Consider the following 16,038-nt stretch of genomic DNA (forward strand, 5'->3'; position numbering starts at 1 on the left):
GGAATATATAAATATATAAATATATAAATATATAAATATAAAATTTATACCCTTATTTACCCCCTTAAATTTAACTCTCTAGAACAACATCACTTAAATTAAAAGCCACTTTACCTCTAACCAAGGGAATAGGTTTCTTTAATCCGTCTAAAACCAAACTAGCACTAACAAATTTACAATTTACTATAAGGTATCCAGTCTATAAACGTTATCGCGTATTTAGACCCAAACAGCTTGGTCAATTTTCGAGTTAAAGAAGATGTGATGAAATGGTTTGATATTAAAAATCCTGAAAAACTTGACACGGACACCGTTTTTGGAACTGATACCACGCCAAAAACATTAACGCCAGGTACAGGAGGGGTAAAAACAAACCCTCAAACCGCTAGTGAATTAAACGCAGGAAGTATTCAACATTCCTACAAACCGATGATTGGTAAGGCGATAAAAATTCCGACAAACGATAACGCCACGGCTGGTTCAACAAATTATATGAAGCGGAAATATAAAGGTGCAGAACGTAACGTTAAATTTGTGACAGTTCGTGTACCCTCAAGTATGTCAATCGCTGCAATTGTTTTGTGGATTAATACCTGTTTTAGAACAGTTAGTAGAAGACCTGGGATGTTCATAATGCCTAGTGGTGCTAGGGTTTCGATTAATCCTAGTTTTACGGAAAAAGCTAAACTGCCAAATAGAAAGGCTGTCAGCAAATAATTTGAATTACATAAATTGTAATTAAGTTAAATGCAATTTGTGTAATTCAACTGAGCTAAAACAACGGTTCAAACTAATCGCAATGAATAATCCTGCCTTAAAAGTCGATATCTTTGTAATAATCAGTATTATTACCTCCCTAATCCCGATTTGGAATTATCTCGATAAAATCTTAACTCAAGTTAAGCAAAACGCTATAGACAGGGCTGTTTTGCTGAGTAAATTAGATTTTTACGAGCAAAGACTCGAAAAAATAGAGGAAACTATTTCTAGAAACTCTGGATTTAAACTTTAATCCTATGGCAGTAATCACACCAGGTACAGGGGCTACAATTAACGCGCCTACAATCGAGGGACAACTTTTTCAATTACTGCACCTAATTAACGCTGCTGAATCAGCAGTTGGTGGTAGCGATAACAAATTTTCACTTGATAAAAGTGAGGAAGGAATATTAAGTTCTACCTTCAAGCTACCCGGTCAAATAGTCTACACTCCTGCTACTGGAACCTTTGTCGAATCACCTTTGCCCTATTTGCCAACTTTGACTTTCACTGCTGGTAGTCCAGTTGGGACAATTAAGTCTACGACGCTTAGCACATATTTTATTGAGTGTTGCTTGTACCTTTTGACGTGGCAACGTAATGGTGCAAAAAACACACAGAAAGTGACAGGGATAGCTTTAGACTTTGATTACGCCGACGCAAGCTATTCTGGTTCGCTATCACTGCCGTATGTTAGTAGTCTAGGCAGTAACGGCGCTATCTCAGAATCGGCAACTGAATGGCTACTAACATAATCCTACTTTTACCCCCATAAATAAAGGGGTAAAATCTAAAACTTATTCACTTAAAACTTATGGCCACTGATACTTTTGGGGTTACTTTAGAATCGTCTGCACTTGCATTTTCCACTGCCGGAATAGTCCCCGACAAGTGGCTACAGGACACAGCTAAAGCAGCTTGGGGGGCTATAAAAAGCGGTTTACAGTCCGCCCTAGATCTGGGAAAACGGATGTTCGAGGGAGGCAAAGAGTTGCTAGGTGCGATCGCTCGCGGTGACTGGAAAATCTTTGGCGATTGGTTTAAAAACGACCCGGGTGGTGCGATTGCTGGAGGCGCGGCGCTTGCTGTTGCAGGATTCTTTGTCGCAGGTGCGACAGGACTAACAGGAGTAGTAAGTGGCGGAATTGGGTCAATGTGGGCTTCACTTGGTTCGATAAAAATAGGCGGTTTTGCGATAGGCGCGATGTTACCCACTCTGCAACAAGCCATCTTAGGTACTACAAATACCGTATTAAATATCGACTGGCTACAATCCGACAAAAGTATCTTAGCTGAGTTAGAAAACGGCTATACGTCGTTCTTAGGTCAAGTCGGGGAATCCGTTGGGAGAATGCTTGTTGCAATTGCTTTTGGTGGCGCAAAAAAGAATCCTAAATTAACTCTAAATATTTCCGCAGCGGCATCGCTATCAATTACGAAAGAAATTGATGACGGCGACAATATAAGCGACGAATTGATAGAATCAATGGCGAGTCTAGCCAACACGTTCATTCGATATGCCCGGACTGTTGCGATGAAATTTGGTTATTTAGGCATAAGGCAATTCGTGAGAAACAACGTCCGAACCGGAATTCCTGCAATCGATAAACAGATTGAAAACTTGGGGTTGCAGGAAGGTCAAACCTTTACGATAAATTCGGCACTAGACCAAAAGATTGAAAAAGTCGCCGAGAAAGATAAGAATTTGGGTAACTTTTTAGAAAATTTTAAGGAAGGTGTTTTAGATGCTTTCTCGGACTTAATTGTAATGACTTGAAGGGGGAAAATAGAATGACACTTGAAAGTAAAACTTTTGTCGGGACACTATCGCCCAGTTACGTAGCTGGCAATATTCTAGAGGTGATTCACTTTAGGGGCTTTGTTCTAGAAGCGAACGAAAAAGCAGCGTTTTACCTAGACCAAGCAACCGCCGTTGTAAATTTAAATAGCTTGAATATTGGTAAAATTCCAGACTTAACCGGAGATGAGAGTGATATCGAAAAATCGCTAGCTCTTACAAAAGCGGAATCTCAATCCAACAAAATTGGACTAAGGTTTTTAACTCGCAAAAGCAATACCGGCAACTGGGTAGAGATTGCAGAATTTATTCTACTAAACTACGGTAGAAAAGATTACTTAGACCTGCGTGGTAGACTGGGATATCCTTCGCGACTTCTAGAAACCAGCGACGCTATCGGAGTGCAACTGGTAGATTATGGCGACGGCTTGCTGTGGGACACTGACGTGATTAATCTATTTTTTGGCGTAACAGTTGACGTGTCAAAAAAAAATGATTTGACCGAACTATCCGCACGGATTGCCTCGCTAGAATTGGCGTTAGAAGGTAAGTTGATTAATTTACCTTCTAACACCTTGTTAGGGCGCAACAGTCCAAATAACGGTGTTGTTGAGGCAATTTCTCAAACTCAGTTTGTAGAGCAAGTAGATCTAGTTACAGTTTTTCAACAACACATAAATGGTGATGAACATGGCAACTATCTGACTAATTCTAGGGGTGACGCTCGATATGTTAATTTAGCTGGAAACCAGACAATTAGCGGGGCAAAGACTTTTGCTTCTACTGTAATTACTAACGGGGCTTTGTCAGTCAGTAATCCAGCGGGGAAGTGTTTTTTTGACCACAACGGCGTTTCTGCTGCAAGATTTCAGGCGTGGGGGCCGTCAACAACAAGCTACGGTCTTTATGTTTTTAACCAACACTATTCTGATGGTACTGGCGGTAGAAACGCTCTTATTGGTAACGAAAATGGCACTTGGAATATAGGCGCTACTACAAACACTGACGCTAGTTTAAACACTGTAAATGGGTCTCTGCGAACAACAGGTTTTACTACCTTGGGAGACAATGTAGGGATTAAGGTTAAGCGACTAACGGGAGTAACCGCTGCTACGCAGGGGGCGAGTGTAACGGTTCCTCACGGCTTAACAGGGTCAAAGATAGAAGGCTGGTTACTTAAAATTACACACAATATAAATAGTGGTGCCAGTGAAGCTACTGACTACATTATTGGCGGTGGTTATTCGGTTGATTGCTCCCACAATAGCGCTAGTTTTATTGTAACAAATTCTGCTGCTTCTTCTACTCAAATTCTATCAAAACCTTATACTATTCTTGTTTTTTATACAGCTTAAGGTTGAGGTTTATACCCTTATTTACCCCATAAAGCTACAATGCCACGTCGTAATCGCTCTACACCAGAAAACAATATTGACCTTAATCTGACTTACGAGCGAACCCTAGGAAGCTTGGGGGGAATCCGTGCCGAAGGAAGTGCAGAAGCCGACTTAGGAAGCGCTTTGAGTCTAAAAAATAACCGTCTATCGGGCGGTATTGATTTTGCCGAAAGAACGGCTAATTTGAATACGGAAATTGGATTAGGGAAGAAGCTAAGCGGGTCATTAGAAGGCTCGGTAAAACTAAACGAGAGAGGGGGTGTCGAATCAATTGGCGGCGGAATTGGAGTTTCAATAGCCGGTTTTGGGGGGGGCTTAAGCGCCGATTCTCAGGGTAACGCTGCAATCTCTGCCGAGGCTTTTGGAGGTAAAGTCGAAGTCGCTAGAGATTCTAGTGGTGCTGTTACGGTGCAAATTTGTTACGGAATTGGTATCGCCGAATTCTGTACCACTTTTTCTCGTGATAAAGGCGATCCTCAAAACGAGGGTTCATTGAAACTTGGTGGTGGGATTAAGCCTAGTGCAGGTGGGGCGCGTCCGCAGAAACCCAAAGCGCCTACTGAGTCGCCTAAACGTCCAGAGCCAAGGGCGCGTAAAGAGCGCGACAAACCAGAGCGTCCTAAACCAGAGCGTCCTGTTAAGCCTATAGAAGACAAGCAACCCAATTTGGTGCGTAGGGTTGATAAAAAACCGCCCGTTGATATTAGGAAAAAGCCCGCTATTGACTTGCGCAAAAAGCCCCCTATTGACTTAAAAAAGAAACCACCAAAACCACCAAAGAAACCACCAAAACCACCAAAACCACCAAAGAAACCACCAAAAATACCTAGACCCAATCCAGAACCGCCAGCGCCAATTAACCTTAAAAAACCAGTACCAGCTCCCACGCCAAATCCAACTAAACCACCGCGTCCTACTCCCGTACCAAAACCACCCAGACCACCGCGTCCAAAAATACCAACACCCGGCACAGAATCAAAAGATAGGGTATGTCCGGACGGCAATTGGGTTCTCTGTGGTGTTGGATATAAAAGTCTTGAAGAATCTTTACCGCTATGGCTCGCTGACTACATTTACTATACTGACTATGAGCCGGGAAAAGACGGAACATATGAACAACGTCTTGCCGGAAATATCGCTTGGAACAACGCCAATTGGACTACTGAGAAAGGAGGGTGGAGCAGTGAAGTCTACGAAAGCAGTGGAGAATTTATCAATACAGGAGCATGGGTTTTTAAGGTTAAAAACCTTTATTGGGATAGAGGTGTTCCCGACGCAATTCGGATAAAACGATACGCTAAACGAATCAGATATTGGCCAAACAACTGGGAAGCCCTCGGTTTCAAAGACAAACATTTGGCGGGATATGAAGGTGGCCCTTTCGATCACAAAGTCGAGGTTGTTTCAATTGCAAAGTCTCCGTTTTGCAACCCTGCTGATTCTGAAATTGTTCCGCCAATCACAGAGGAACCTGATAAGCCCATTTTAAAACCCGCAAAACCCCGTCCAAAAACGCCTAAACCAAATCCACTACCACGATTACCAAATAAACCCACAAAACCCACAAAACCAATGGACAAAAATTGTTGTAAAAAAGTAGACGAAATTTACAAGTACCTCGGAATCGCTAAGCTGAAAAAAAATAAATTTCCGGTGGCTAAAACTTTTTTAGCACCCGGTGGTACAGGCAATGAGGACTGTGAAGATTACTACCAGCTAAACCAAGCACTGTTTAGGATGTTAGCAAATGGGTTAATTCTTAATCCTGTTGCTAGCCCCCACGGCAATACTTGGCAAACTGTAAATGCAACCGCATGGGCTGGACAGGTTTATGAGATGGTTGCTGAGGCGATGAGTAATGGCGATTCGTCACAAAAATTTGAGATAACGATGGCAATGCAAGTCACTCAATTACTAACAATAATTGCAGAACAGACTCGAAAAATCGAGTTTCTTAGTGAGGTAATTGGAATTGCCCCTGATTTTGACATCGAAGAAGTGCCGGCTTGTTTTACGATTTATGAAGGGCATAAGGGTTTTGGGGAAAAACAATCAAAGAAGATTGACATAACTAAAGCTAAAACCGATACCGAGGTTGAAGAGGTTCTTGGTAAAATGCTCAAACCGAGCAAGATTCCAATTACTAAGTGGGTGATGAGGGAAGGAACGCGATCGATTGTAAAAATTATAACCGAGGGATAGAAATAGAAATGACTAAATCAGTAACAAGTGCATCGATAATTAGAGCAGAATTCTTGCGCAAACGAGAGCAGTTAATTCGAGAGAAGGAACTAGATATTACTCTCGAAAAACGCCATCAGGGGTTAGATGACTTTAGCAAGGGTGATATGAAGCCTTTCGTCAAATCAGTCAAAATCAAGCTTAAAAAAGCTAGGAAAGGCAATCTAATCAAGTAACTTGACACTATTGTCGAGTTCGGCTAAAATAGGACTGTTGGATTCACAAAACACAAAAGCACAAAAAAATGAAAGCACTTTTGGCTGTATTGACTGCAATGATTGCGATTATGGACAAGCAAAATAAGCTACTTTTGTCAATTCAGGCAGAAGTGAAATTAGACAATGAATCTGAATTGACTGATATCGATTTTGCAGCCTTAAATGAACAGCTAAACGGCGTTATCGCCTTACCAGACACCTTGGGATAAGGGTGTACTTCTTCTTTGATTGTTGGGACAAATAATTTGGCAAAGGAGTTACTTGGGTAGGGTAACTCCTTTTTTCTGTGAGTATCTACTTTTACCCCCTTATTTAAGGGGGTAAAAGTAGATAAATGAACCTAGCTATTTACCTAAGCCTAGAATTATCGATTCTCCCTTAACCCGCCCTGGCATATTTACCGTAAGTCGGGATTTTTTGACTTGTGGAAACGCTTCTATTAAACGTGCAGACAGGTGCTGAGAAAACTTGATAGGCTTATCGCCATATGGAAGTTCATCCCAATATAGGGTTTTGCCCTTGATTTCTAATATCGCTTCCTCCTGATACCATGCCATCAAGTCAGCAAATAATTCTTTCACGCTGACTTCGGCTCCTGTAGTCACGCGATAACCCCGCTCTTCAACAAAGCGAGTAAGGTGATTTGTTTTGACTTCGTGCGACTCTAAAGTTACTTCCTTGAAGTCATAGTTGATGCCTTCGTTTAATACCAGTGGAATTCTCAAAAGGATTTTATTCAGTAGCGCAGGAATAACTTGTTTCCGCATGAACTCCGCATCGTATTTAAAGCGACCGTCTACCTCTAACTCACCCTTGCTGGCAATCGCACCTTTTTTGAACGTTTTTGTAAATTTCAAAACGGCAAAACGTGACAGTATTGATTCACTTTTTTTTGTCATTTTTGGTAGATAATTGGAATTCGCAATAAAGACCGCTTTTGGCTCCAATTGATATTGCCCAACAAACTTGTACTCGATATCAATTGGGTCTCCGGTTATAAACTGTTTCAAGCTAACGATTTTGGACAAATCAACATCGTCCGAGGTCTCACTAGACCAATTAACCAGACTATTTTCTAGTCCAGCTAGCGGAAATTTTCGCCCTTTGTCGTAAGCACTAAAATCACCCACACTTTTGCCTGTTAAAGAAGAGCCAATTAAAATTGAAACGGCGAATCGCAGTGCATCCTTGCCGTTATTGCCGTCCCCGATTAGTAGCAGTCCTTTAATCCGGCTCTGATTTGCCCTTACCGCATTTAAGCAAAAACTCGCTGCAATTGTCCGCAGAAAAATCTCTCGTTGCGACGGCTCCAAACACTCCAAAAGGCGATCGCAATCCGCTGCATCAGCATCAGGGTCATACTTGCCACCCACGTAGGTATAGACCTGATTAGGGTTATGCGGTACAAGCGAGTGAGTGCCATCTGAATTGACCTTTACAACGCCGTTGGCACAGTTCAATCCGCCCTGATTCACTTCACTGGAATCCCTGGTTAACCCTTTGCGTGCGAACTTGATAACCGAGTCAATACTTTCAGGATTAGCGCGCGTATGGGTTGGCACTCCCTTGACTTCTTCAACATAATCAACACACCAGTCGAACACTAGCCGAGTAATAGCTGTTTCGCTCTGAACTTGGTAGTGAGTGTCGGTAAATTTATAGAACTTGCCTGCGATCGTAATATAGCCTCGAAACAATTCGTTCATAGCTTGCATTTGGTAAGACCTTTTTATTAACCAGTCATCAGAAGACTCCTTCACTTGTGGTACAGCTACGTTTCTCAGGACGTTAATAAAAGTATCCAACCCAGGAACAGGAGTTGCCTCACCAGCCAATCTAACACGTTCTTGTGGAATCGAGCCAACTATACCCTCATTCGCTTCACCGCCTTCACTAACAAGGGTTTCATCCTCGGTCTTGTCACGTCCATCGGTAAAACCGTTATCCTCACCGTCTAGCAAATCTACCACTATTGGTGGTCTCAATAAATATTTGCGCAAATCGAATTCGTCACCGCTAGCTGGACTACTGGGAAGTGTGTCGGGTTCAAGGTGGTAGTCAGGGTCCAGGGTGACACCGTTATCCTCCAAAAACTGCGACAGGTTGTAGTCTTCACCCCAATCTGCCCAATACCCAACCAAGGGTTTATCGTAATGCAATTTGCCGACTTCCCATTGACCCGAAGGAGTCCAGTAAAGGCGGGCTTTATCCTTTCCTTGACTCAAGACCCAAACCTTACAGTCCTCCAGGTTGGTAACGTTTTTACCAACTTTCACGCCAATACTATCAAATTCTCGCTTGATTATCTCAAGCTGCTCAGAAAGAGTAATTTTGTCACCAGACTCATTGCTAGAGCTGTCAATAGTTTCAGCCCGAATAACGCCATTGGTCTTGAGTGTTGCAGTAGTCTCACCAGCCGCACTTATGGGCGAGTTCTCGATAGGAAGCGTCTCCAGTGCTTGAAATATTGTCAACTGTTCCTGTGCAACGCCGTCAACAAATGCTGTTGTGGCACTCAAAAGTCCATGAGCTTCACAAGCTGCAAGCCATGTAGCGGTTTTAGACAGGCTGCCAAAAGTTTTGACCACTTCTTTTGTGAGATTGTTACTAAGCGCGATCGCTTTTAGCTTGTCAATTTGACGCAAAAATGCCATAATGAATCTGTCCTAATCGTTGTGACGTAACGGTTTGGGGAAGTCGTGGTGCAATAAGTATTGGCGTACTTATTGACCGCGCATCAGTCTTCCCACCTCCAGAATAATATCTTTGCTTTCTCGCGTCAAGCCTTTTCCGGCGGTGAAGGCGGATGTGCAGTGGAATAATATGCGCTCAAATTACTGAAAGGCTTGGTAGATATATAGTGAAGGTAGTGAAATAGCGATCGCACCCAGTCTTTAATTTATATAAGTTTGGAAGGTTACTCCCCACACCGAGTATCTGCGGCCGCTAGGCTCCAAAGCGAATACGGTTTGGTGTCGCTAGAATTCATCTAGACGACTCCGATTCACAAGTAAGCTAACTCAACGGCTAAAACGACAGAAACACGTTAATTAGCTAGAACTGGTCTAGAATCGGTGAGCTAAATGGCTGTAAGTATTGGTTTTAGGTTAAAAAACCATATCCATCAAAATTTGCTGAGAACTCACTTCCGGGCAATTAACAGGTGGCCGTCGCTGAGAATAGTGACCTCCAGGCTGCAAATCCCAAGCTTGGCGGTTGTCCGCCAGCATCACCCCCAAAATTTCTTGCAACTCCATGGCAATTGTGGGGTCTTCCACCTGAACAATCGCCTCAACCCGGCGGGTGAGGTTCCGCTGCATCCAATCAGCAGAACCAATATAAACTTCTTCGTTCCCACCGTTGAAAAAATAAAACATCCGAGAATGCTCTAAAAAACGACCGATAATACTGATAACTTTGATATTTTCGCTGACACCTTCAACGCCGGGACGCAAACAGCAAATCCCCCGAATAATCAAATCAATTTTCACCCCGGCTTGGGAAGCTTCGTACAAAGCTACAATGATTTGAGGGTCAACTAAAGCATTCATTTTAGCGACAATACGGCCACAGGTACTGTTACTATTTTCTGTTTGTAAGCGACAAAATTCTGCCTCGCGACGAATCAGGGCCAAAAATCGATCGCGCATATTGACCGGTGCTACCAATAAATTACGATAAGATACCTGCCGTGAATAACCAGTTAAATAATTAAACAAGTCCGTCAAATCTGAACCCAAATCCTCCCGACAACTCAACAAACCCACATCAGTATAAAGTCCGGCGGTCTTGGGATTATAATTTCCAGTACCGATGTGGACGTAGCGCCGAATGCACCCGTCCTCTCGTCGTACCGCCATCAAAATCTTGGTGTGGGTCTTGAGCCCCACCAAACCGTAAACTACATGAACTCCGGCCTGTTCTAACTTGCGAGCCCAATTAATATTGTTTTCTTCGTCGAATCTAGCCTTGAGCTCTACTAAAACAGCTACCTGCTTACCATTTTGTGCTGCTTCAATTAAGGCACTGACGATCGGCGAATCACCAGAAGTGCGGTATAAAGTCATCTTAATCGCTAATACAGAGCGATCGTGCGCCGCCTCAGTAATAAACCGCTGCACCGTAGCAGCAAAAGAGTGATAGGGATGGTGCAACATAATATCGCCCCGACGGATAGCGGTAAAAATATCCTCCATCTCCTCAGAATGGCTGATGGACTCGTCAATTCTTGCCGCTTCCGGGTTCCGCAAACGGACAGGGACTACGGGAGTCCACGGGGGGTCTTTGAGTTCCGGCACATGAAGTCCGACAAAATACATCAAATCCTTGAGGCCTAGCAGCCCCTCTACGACGTAAACATCTTGCTCTCCTAGATCCAACTCGTCCATGAGCATATCTCGCAGACCTGGTGGCATAATCGCTTGGATTTCCAGGCGTACCGCAGAACCTCCAAACCTGCGTTTGCGGAGTTCCTGTTCGATCGCCAGCAGCAAATCCTCTGCCTCATCTTCCTCCACTGTCAAGTCTGCATTACGAGTAATACGGAAGGGGTGATATTCCTGAATATCCATCCCCGGAAACAGGGCCTCTAAATTGTGAGCAATTACCTGTTCTAGCGGTACTCCAGTCCAGACAGCAGATTTGCCTCTTTGTTGCCATTGCAAATCTGCCGGCAAAGGCAAAAACCTGGGCAAGACTTGGGGTACTTTGACGCGGGCAAACAATTCTTCCTGGGTGTCCGGGTCCCTGACTACTACTGCTAAATTGAGGCTGAGATTGGAAAGAAAGGGGAATGGGTGACTGGGGTCAACGGCTAGGGGTGTGAGTACGGGGAATACTTGTTCTTTGAAGTAGCGATGTAGGTACGTGCGTTGTTCTTGATTGAGGTCGATGTAGTCGAGAATGTGGATGCCGCTGGCTGCTAATTTGGGGCGGAGAGTTTGCTCAAAATAGGAGTGTTGCTGGGAAACCATGGGCAAAAGTCGTTTGCTAATGGCATCTAGTTGTTGTTGGGGGGTGCTGCCATCGGAGGTGAGTTTGGTGACTTTTGCTTCTACTTGCTGTTTGAGGGCTGCTACTCGCACCATGAAGTATTCGTCGAGGTTGGAACTAAAAATAGCGAGAAATTTGAGTCTTTCTAGGAGGGGTGTGCGGGGGTCGAGGGCTTCGTGGAGGACTCGGTTGTTGAATTCTAGCCAGCTTTGTTCTCGGTTGAAGTAGTATTGGGGGTCGCTGAGGTTGATTTCAGTGTAGTTTTTGGCGCTAGTCTTTTTTTGCTTGGACATGGTTTGGGGGAGGCTAGGTGATGGCATCTGTGAATTATTATTGTATGTTAAAAGACAGGCGGCGGGCGATTGAAATCGCGCCTACATAAACAAAACCCGCCGAAAGCGGGTTGAAGAGGAAGAGCGATCGAAGTTTATGTTTTAGGTGGATAAAAAGGGTCATAAACCCCGATTTAGTATTAAGGCGGCGGGAGAATGTCAAACAACTTTAGCCCACTCAATCCATGTTTCCATCGGGCAGAAACCTACTGATTTGTAAAGCTTTGTCGCCCCTGTCAAACTGTCAGCATCGACGCTGAGTTTAGCGGTATTTGCACCGGCGGCTTTTAATTTGTGCAAACCAGCAAGTAGCATCGCTTTTCCTAAACCCATTTTCCGATAGTCGCGCCGTGTACCCAATAATTCAATCCAGCCGTTTTTTGTGTCGCTGTTGGGGTTTTTTTGGGGTTTGATTTGACAGTCGCAAAAAGCTGCAAATTTGCGCTCGCCCGAAATTGCAATCAAGTCCAATTCTGGCTGATAATTCGGGTCTTGCATCCAGTAACGAACGGTTTCCGCCGTTAAGTCATGGTGATTCCAGTGATCGATAAATGATTGGTTGAACATCTCTACCCAAGGTTCGATGTCTTTTTCGCCTGATACGTGAGTCAGCGCAAAGTCTGCGGGGAATTCTGGTGTGGGAATGGGTTCACAGAGCGATCGGGCCATTGTCCAAAAGTAGCGATCGACTGCAAAGCCCTGTTTTTCAAATAGCATAATTTCGTGGGTTTTATCCTCACGGCTGTAGCAACGCAATTTGGCGGGTAAGTTGCGTTGTTTTCCTACTTCGCCCAGGCGTGTTTCTCCCCAGTTAATTATGTCTGCTTCTAAGCCTTCACCCCGTACATTTGGATGGACATAAAACCAGAGACAAGCTTCTATTTCATCGGGGGAATCTGGCATATCTAACAGTGCTAAACCGATAAGTTTGTAGTTACCATCTTCCCACAATTGGACATCGCGGGCTTTGTCCAGTTTGGGTGCATCTAAGATTAGCTTTAGTTCAGTTGCTGATACTTCTTCGCCTAGTCTATCTACAGCTTCGCAAGCATCGATCAAATTGGCGATCGCGCACCAGTCAATTTCGCCCCGGTAGCAGCGCATTTTCAAGGTAGTCATAAAAAATTTACAATCCGTAAATTCGGAATGTTGCTATTAATTGGTATTGACAAATGAGTACAGTAATTGGGACATTTTTCACAAATGTCAGTAACAGGTAAGAGGCCTGTTTTACAATAAATGACAGTAGTTTGGAGAATGGTGTTGATAAAACTCAGAAACCTGTTTATATCACCCAGGCTTTCAGGTTTTATCTCATAGCGCAATCATAAAATAGGTTGGCCCTTTTGGGTTAGTTTTGGATGTGAATATTAGATTTAATCAGCGCTCTCTGGCGTTACCGAGCTTGGTGCTGGAGTAACTATCGTTTGAATAAACTTGGTTAAGCTAAGTAAAGAAGTTGTCACCCCCACTGGGTCGTTGATTTTTACTTTTGCTATCTAATTCAACTATAACCATAGTGGTTATTTTTGGCAAGTTTTCCATCAGGGGAGTGCTGCTATTATTAACGATGGTGATATTTAGCCAAACGTTAAACTAACGTTAAACTATAATTTCTGACTGATAGAAGGTAAATATGCTCGACAACCTCGATTTAGATATCTGCCTGGACAAAGAAACCTATGATGCCAAGATAGAAGTTTTAATGCAGCAGTTGCGATCGCTCCAACAGGCTTGCTGGGAAAAAAAACTGCCCATAATTATTGTGCTCGAAGGTTGGGCGGCGGCGGGCAAAGGAGCCCTAGTCAAAAAAATGGTGGGGTATATGGACCCGCGGGGGTTTGTGGTACACCCGATTTGGCCGCCGTCAGCAGCCGAGCTGGGCTATCCTTTTTTGTGGCGGTTTTGGCAGAAACTGCCCGCCCGCGGCCAGATTGGTTTTTTCTACCATAGTTGGTACACTCATGTTTTAGAAGACCGGTTGTTCGATCGCCTATCAGACGCTGAAGTACCCACAGTCATCAGACAAATCAACGCCTTCGAGCGCCAGATGGTAGATGACGGCGCAGCAATTGCCAAATTTTGGATACACCTGAGCAAAAAAGAGCTCAAACATCGGCTCAAAAAACTAGAAGACGACAAGCTACAAGCTTGGCGAGTGCGCCCCGAAGACTGGAAACAAGCCAAAAAATACGCAGAATACAAAACTTTTGCCGAAGAAATGATTGCCCAAACCGGCACGGGCTCGGCACCCTGGACCTTAGTAGAAGGTGACTGTCAACGTTGGGGGGGAGTCAAGGTTTTAACGCAAATGGCATCAACAATTACAGAAGCCTTAGACAGACAAACGATGCAATCAGCACCGATACAATTGCCGCATCAAGAACACTTACAACCTACGGAACCAGACTTACTCGCCCAAGTAGATTTAACTAAATCGCTGTCCCCAGAAGAGTACAAACAGCAACTTCGGGAAGAACAAACCCGTTTTGGCAAATTACAACAAAGTATTGACGAAGATCAAATGCCTGTGTTAGTGCTGTTTGAAGGTTGGGATGCCGCCGGCAAAGGAGGAGCAATCAAACGCTTGACGGATGTCCTAGACCCCCGCAGTTATACAGTCAATCCCTTTGCAGCACCGACAGAGGAAGAAAAAGCTCACCACTATCTGTGGCGATTCTGGCGGAAGTTACCAACGGCTGGCAAAATTAGCATTTGCGATCGCAGTTGGTATGGTAGAGTTTTGGTCGAGCGAGTCGAAGGATTTGCCACCGAAGCAGAATGGCGTCGAGCTTACCAAGAAATCAACGAATTCGAGGAGCAACTCACCAGTTACGGTTGTGTCTTAGTTAAATTTTGGCTACACATCAGCCCGGACGAGCAACTAAAACGATTTACAGAACGACAAAATAATCCCTTCAAACAATACAAACTGACCGAGGAAGATTGGCGGAATCGCCAAAAGTGGAATTTTTATGAGGTCGCTGTGAATCAAATGATTCAGCGCACGAGTACCCCCACTGCTCCCTGGACACCAATTGCGGCGAATAACAAGTATTATGCTCGTGTTAAAGTAATTCAAACGGTAACGCAGGCAATTCGGAATCAACTGAAACGCCGATAAATTGGCAGCGGTGAATGGGTAACAGGTAAGGGGAAAAAATAACAGGTAGCAGGCAAAAGGCTTCAATTGTCAATTCTCCCTGACTATGCTCGACTCATTACCAATTACCAATCAACCATTACCAGTTATCAATTACCCACTAACTAAATACAGACAATATTGCAAGATGTTTGTACTGCTAGCTCGAATTCTATTTCTATTCCTGTTGTTCTCACTCGTCAAATCTTGGTGGGATCAGTCAGGAGGCAAAGACAATCCATTATTAGACCGGCTGCGCGTTTTATTGCTGATCAGCCTTTTGCTGCTGGCCTTTTTTGCCCCCGACACCCCCGTCGGAGCAGCGATTTTTGGTCTCATAGCTTTCTTCTTTAAGCCGCTAGGTTTTTCGATTACGTTGCTGGTGATTGCATCCGCATTGATCACTAACGGAGGCATCCGCAACCCGGCACCGAGAATGATTCTGGCAGCGCTGCTAGTTTTGATTCTTTCGAGTATGCCCGTTGTGGCGTTGTGGTTTGCCGACCAAGCAGAACGGGAAGCCGCAGCGGCTGTCCACACAACTTGCTGCGACGAAACTGCTGCGGCCATCGTCCTGTTGGGTAAGGGCACGACTCAGCCACATATCCCCAACCGGGTGTCGATTCAACTGACAGATACAGGCAATCGCTTGCCCTATGCTGCGGTGCTTTACAGGAAGCAATTGGCACCTTTGGTCATTGTTACCGCAGGGCCTAGACCGGAGTTAGAGAGTTATACTGGCGAAGCTAAGGATATCCAAACTTTGCTGGCAAGCAACATGGGTGTTCCTCGCAGCAGCATCATTCTCGACGAGAACGGTAGGAACATACGCACCAGCGCTGAGGAAGTCAGAAAAATTTTAGATAGTCGGGGCGTGGAACGGAAGGTACTGCTGGTTACTTCTGCGATTCAGATGCGCCGTGCTAGTCTAGCTTTTGCTGATGTGGGAATCCGAGTGATTCCGAGAGCTACGGATTTCTACACTTTTCAACCCACATCAGGAGGGAAGTCTAGGCTGCGTATAGATGCAGCAGATTTTCTGCCCAGCGCAGAAGCTTTGGTAACTACGACGCGAGTATTCGATGAATATCTTGGGTCTTTTTATTACTTTTTGCGTGGCTGGCTGGCTCCTAGCGCCTAAAATGGCATCTAACGGTCA

At 44.3% G+C, this 16,038-nt stretch carries 12 protein-coding genes; 9 read left to right on the forward strand and 3 right to left on the reverse strand.

Going from position 1 to position 16,038, the window contains the following annotated elements; all coding sequences use genetic code 11:
* Positions 1-264: 264 nt before the first annotated feature.
* From P2A85_RS09205 to P2A85_RS09235, 7 genes are all read left to right on the forward strand, one after another.
* The gene (locus P2A85_RS09205) at positions 265-717 is read left to right on the forward strand and encodes a hypothetical protein (protein ID WP_377478901.1); all 453 of its coding nucleotides are present in this window, start codon (positions 265-267) and stop codon (positions 715-717) included.
* Between the two features lie 299 nt (positions 718-1,016).
* Positions 1,017-1,514: a hypothetical protein gene (locus P2A85_RS09210; RefSeq protein ID WP_377478903.1), complete on the forward strand. Its 498-nt coding sequence runs from the start codon at positions 1,017-1,019 to the stop codon at positions 1,512-1,514.
* A 215-nt stretch (positions 1,515-1,729) separates the two neighbouring features.
* Positions 1,730-2,536, forward strand: a complete 807-nt coding sequence (locus P2A85_RS09215) for a hypothetical protein (RefSeq protein ID WP_377478905.1) — start codon at positions 1,730-1,732, stop codon at positions 2,534-2,536.
* 14 nt (positions 2,537-2,550) lie between these two features.
* Positions 2,551-3,912 (forward strand): hypothetical protein, encoded by a 1,362-nt coding sequence (locus tag P2A85_RS09220; protein ID WP_377478907.1) that lies wholly within the window; start codon positions 2,551-2,553, stop codon positions 3,910-3,912.
* A gap of 39 nt (positions 3,913-3,951) precedes the next feature.
* Positions 3,952-6,156, forward strand: coding sequence for a hypothetical protein (locus tag P2A85_RS09225; protein ID WP_377478909.1), 2,205 nt, complete (start codon positions 3,952-3,954; stop codon positions 6,154-6,156).
* A gap of 8 nt (positions 6,157-6,164) precedes the next feature.
* The gene (locus tag P2A85_RS09230; protein WP_377478911.1) at positions 6,165-6,371 is read left to right on the forward strand and encodes a hypothetical protein; all 207 of its coding nucleotides are present in this window, start codon (positions 6,165-6,167) and stop codon (positions 6,369-6,371) included.
* 68 nt (positions 6,372-6,439) lie between these two features.
* Positions 6,440-6,622 (forward strand): hypothetical protein, encoded by a 183-nt coding sequence (locus P2A85_RS09235; RefSeq protein ID WP_377478913.1) that lies wholly within the window; start codon positions 6,440-6,442, stop codon positions 6,620-6,622.
* 135 nt (positions 6,623-6,757) lie between these two features.
* Here the strand turns inward: P2A85_RS09235 and P2A85_RS09240 are convergent, their stop codons facing one another.
* The 3 genes from P2A85_RS09240 to P2A85_RS09250 all read right to left on the reverse strand — a co-directional run bounded on the left by P2A85_RS09240 (position 6,758) and on the right by P2A85_RS09250 (position 12,856).
* On the reverse strand, positions 6,758-9,067 hold the full coding sequence (locus P2A85_RS09240; RefSeq protein WP_377478915.1) for a DUF5906 domain-containing protein: 2,310 nt from the start codon (positions 9,065-9,067) through the stop codon (positions 6,758-6,760).
* A gap of 453 nt (positions 9,068-9,520) precedes the next feature.
* Positions 9,521-11,698 carry a polyphosphate kinase 1 gene (ppk1, locus tag P2A85_RS09245; RefSeq protein WP_377478917.1) on the reverse strand — a complete coding sequence of 726 codons (2,178 nt, stop codon included), beginning with the start codon at positions 11,696-11,698 and terminating at the stop codon, positions 9,521-9,523.
* Positions 11,699-11,896: 198 nt separating this feature from the next.
* Positions 11,897-12,856 (reverse strand): GNAT family N-acetyltransferase, encoded by a 960-nt coding sequence (locus P2A85_RS09250; RefSeq protein WP_377478919.1) that lies wholly within the window; start codon positions 12,854-12,856, stop codon positions 11,897-11,899.
* Positions 12,857-13,373: 517 nt separating this feature from the next.
* Between P2A85_RS09250 and pap the strand changes: the two genes are divergently transcribed.
* Positions 13,374-14,861 (forward strand): polyphosphate:AMP phosphotransferase, encoded by a 1,488-nt coding sequence (gene pap / locus P2A85_RS09255; protein ID WP_340519018.1) that lies wholly within the window; start codon positions 13,374-13,376, stop codon positions 14,859-14,861.
* 166 nt (positions 14,862-15,027) lie between these two features.
* Positions 15,028-16,020 (forward strand): YdcF family protein, encoded by a 993-nt coding sequence (locus P2A85_RS09260; RefSeq protein WP_377478922.1) that lies wholly within the window; start codon positions 15,028-15,030, stop codon positions 16,018-16,020.
* Positions 16,021-16,038 lie beyond the last annotated feature (18 nt).

The sequence above is a fragment of the Microcoleus anatoxicus genome, from assembly GCF_042465725.1.
In the GTDB taxonomy this organism is placed as follows: Bacteria; Cyanobacteriota; Cyanobacteriia; order Cyanobacteriales; family Microcoleaceae; genus Microcoleus; species Microcoleus anatoxicus.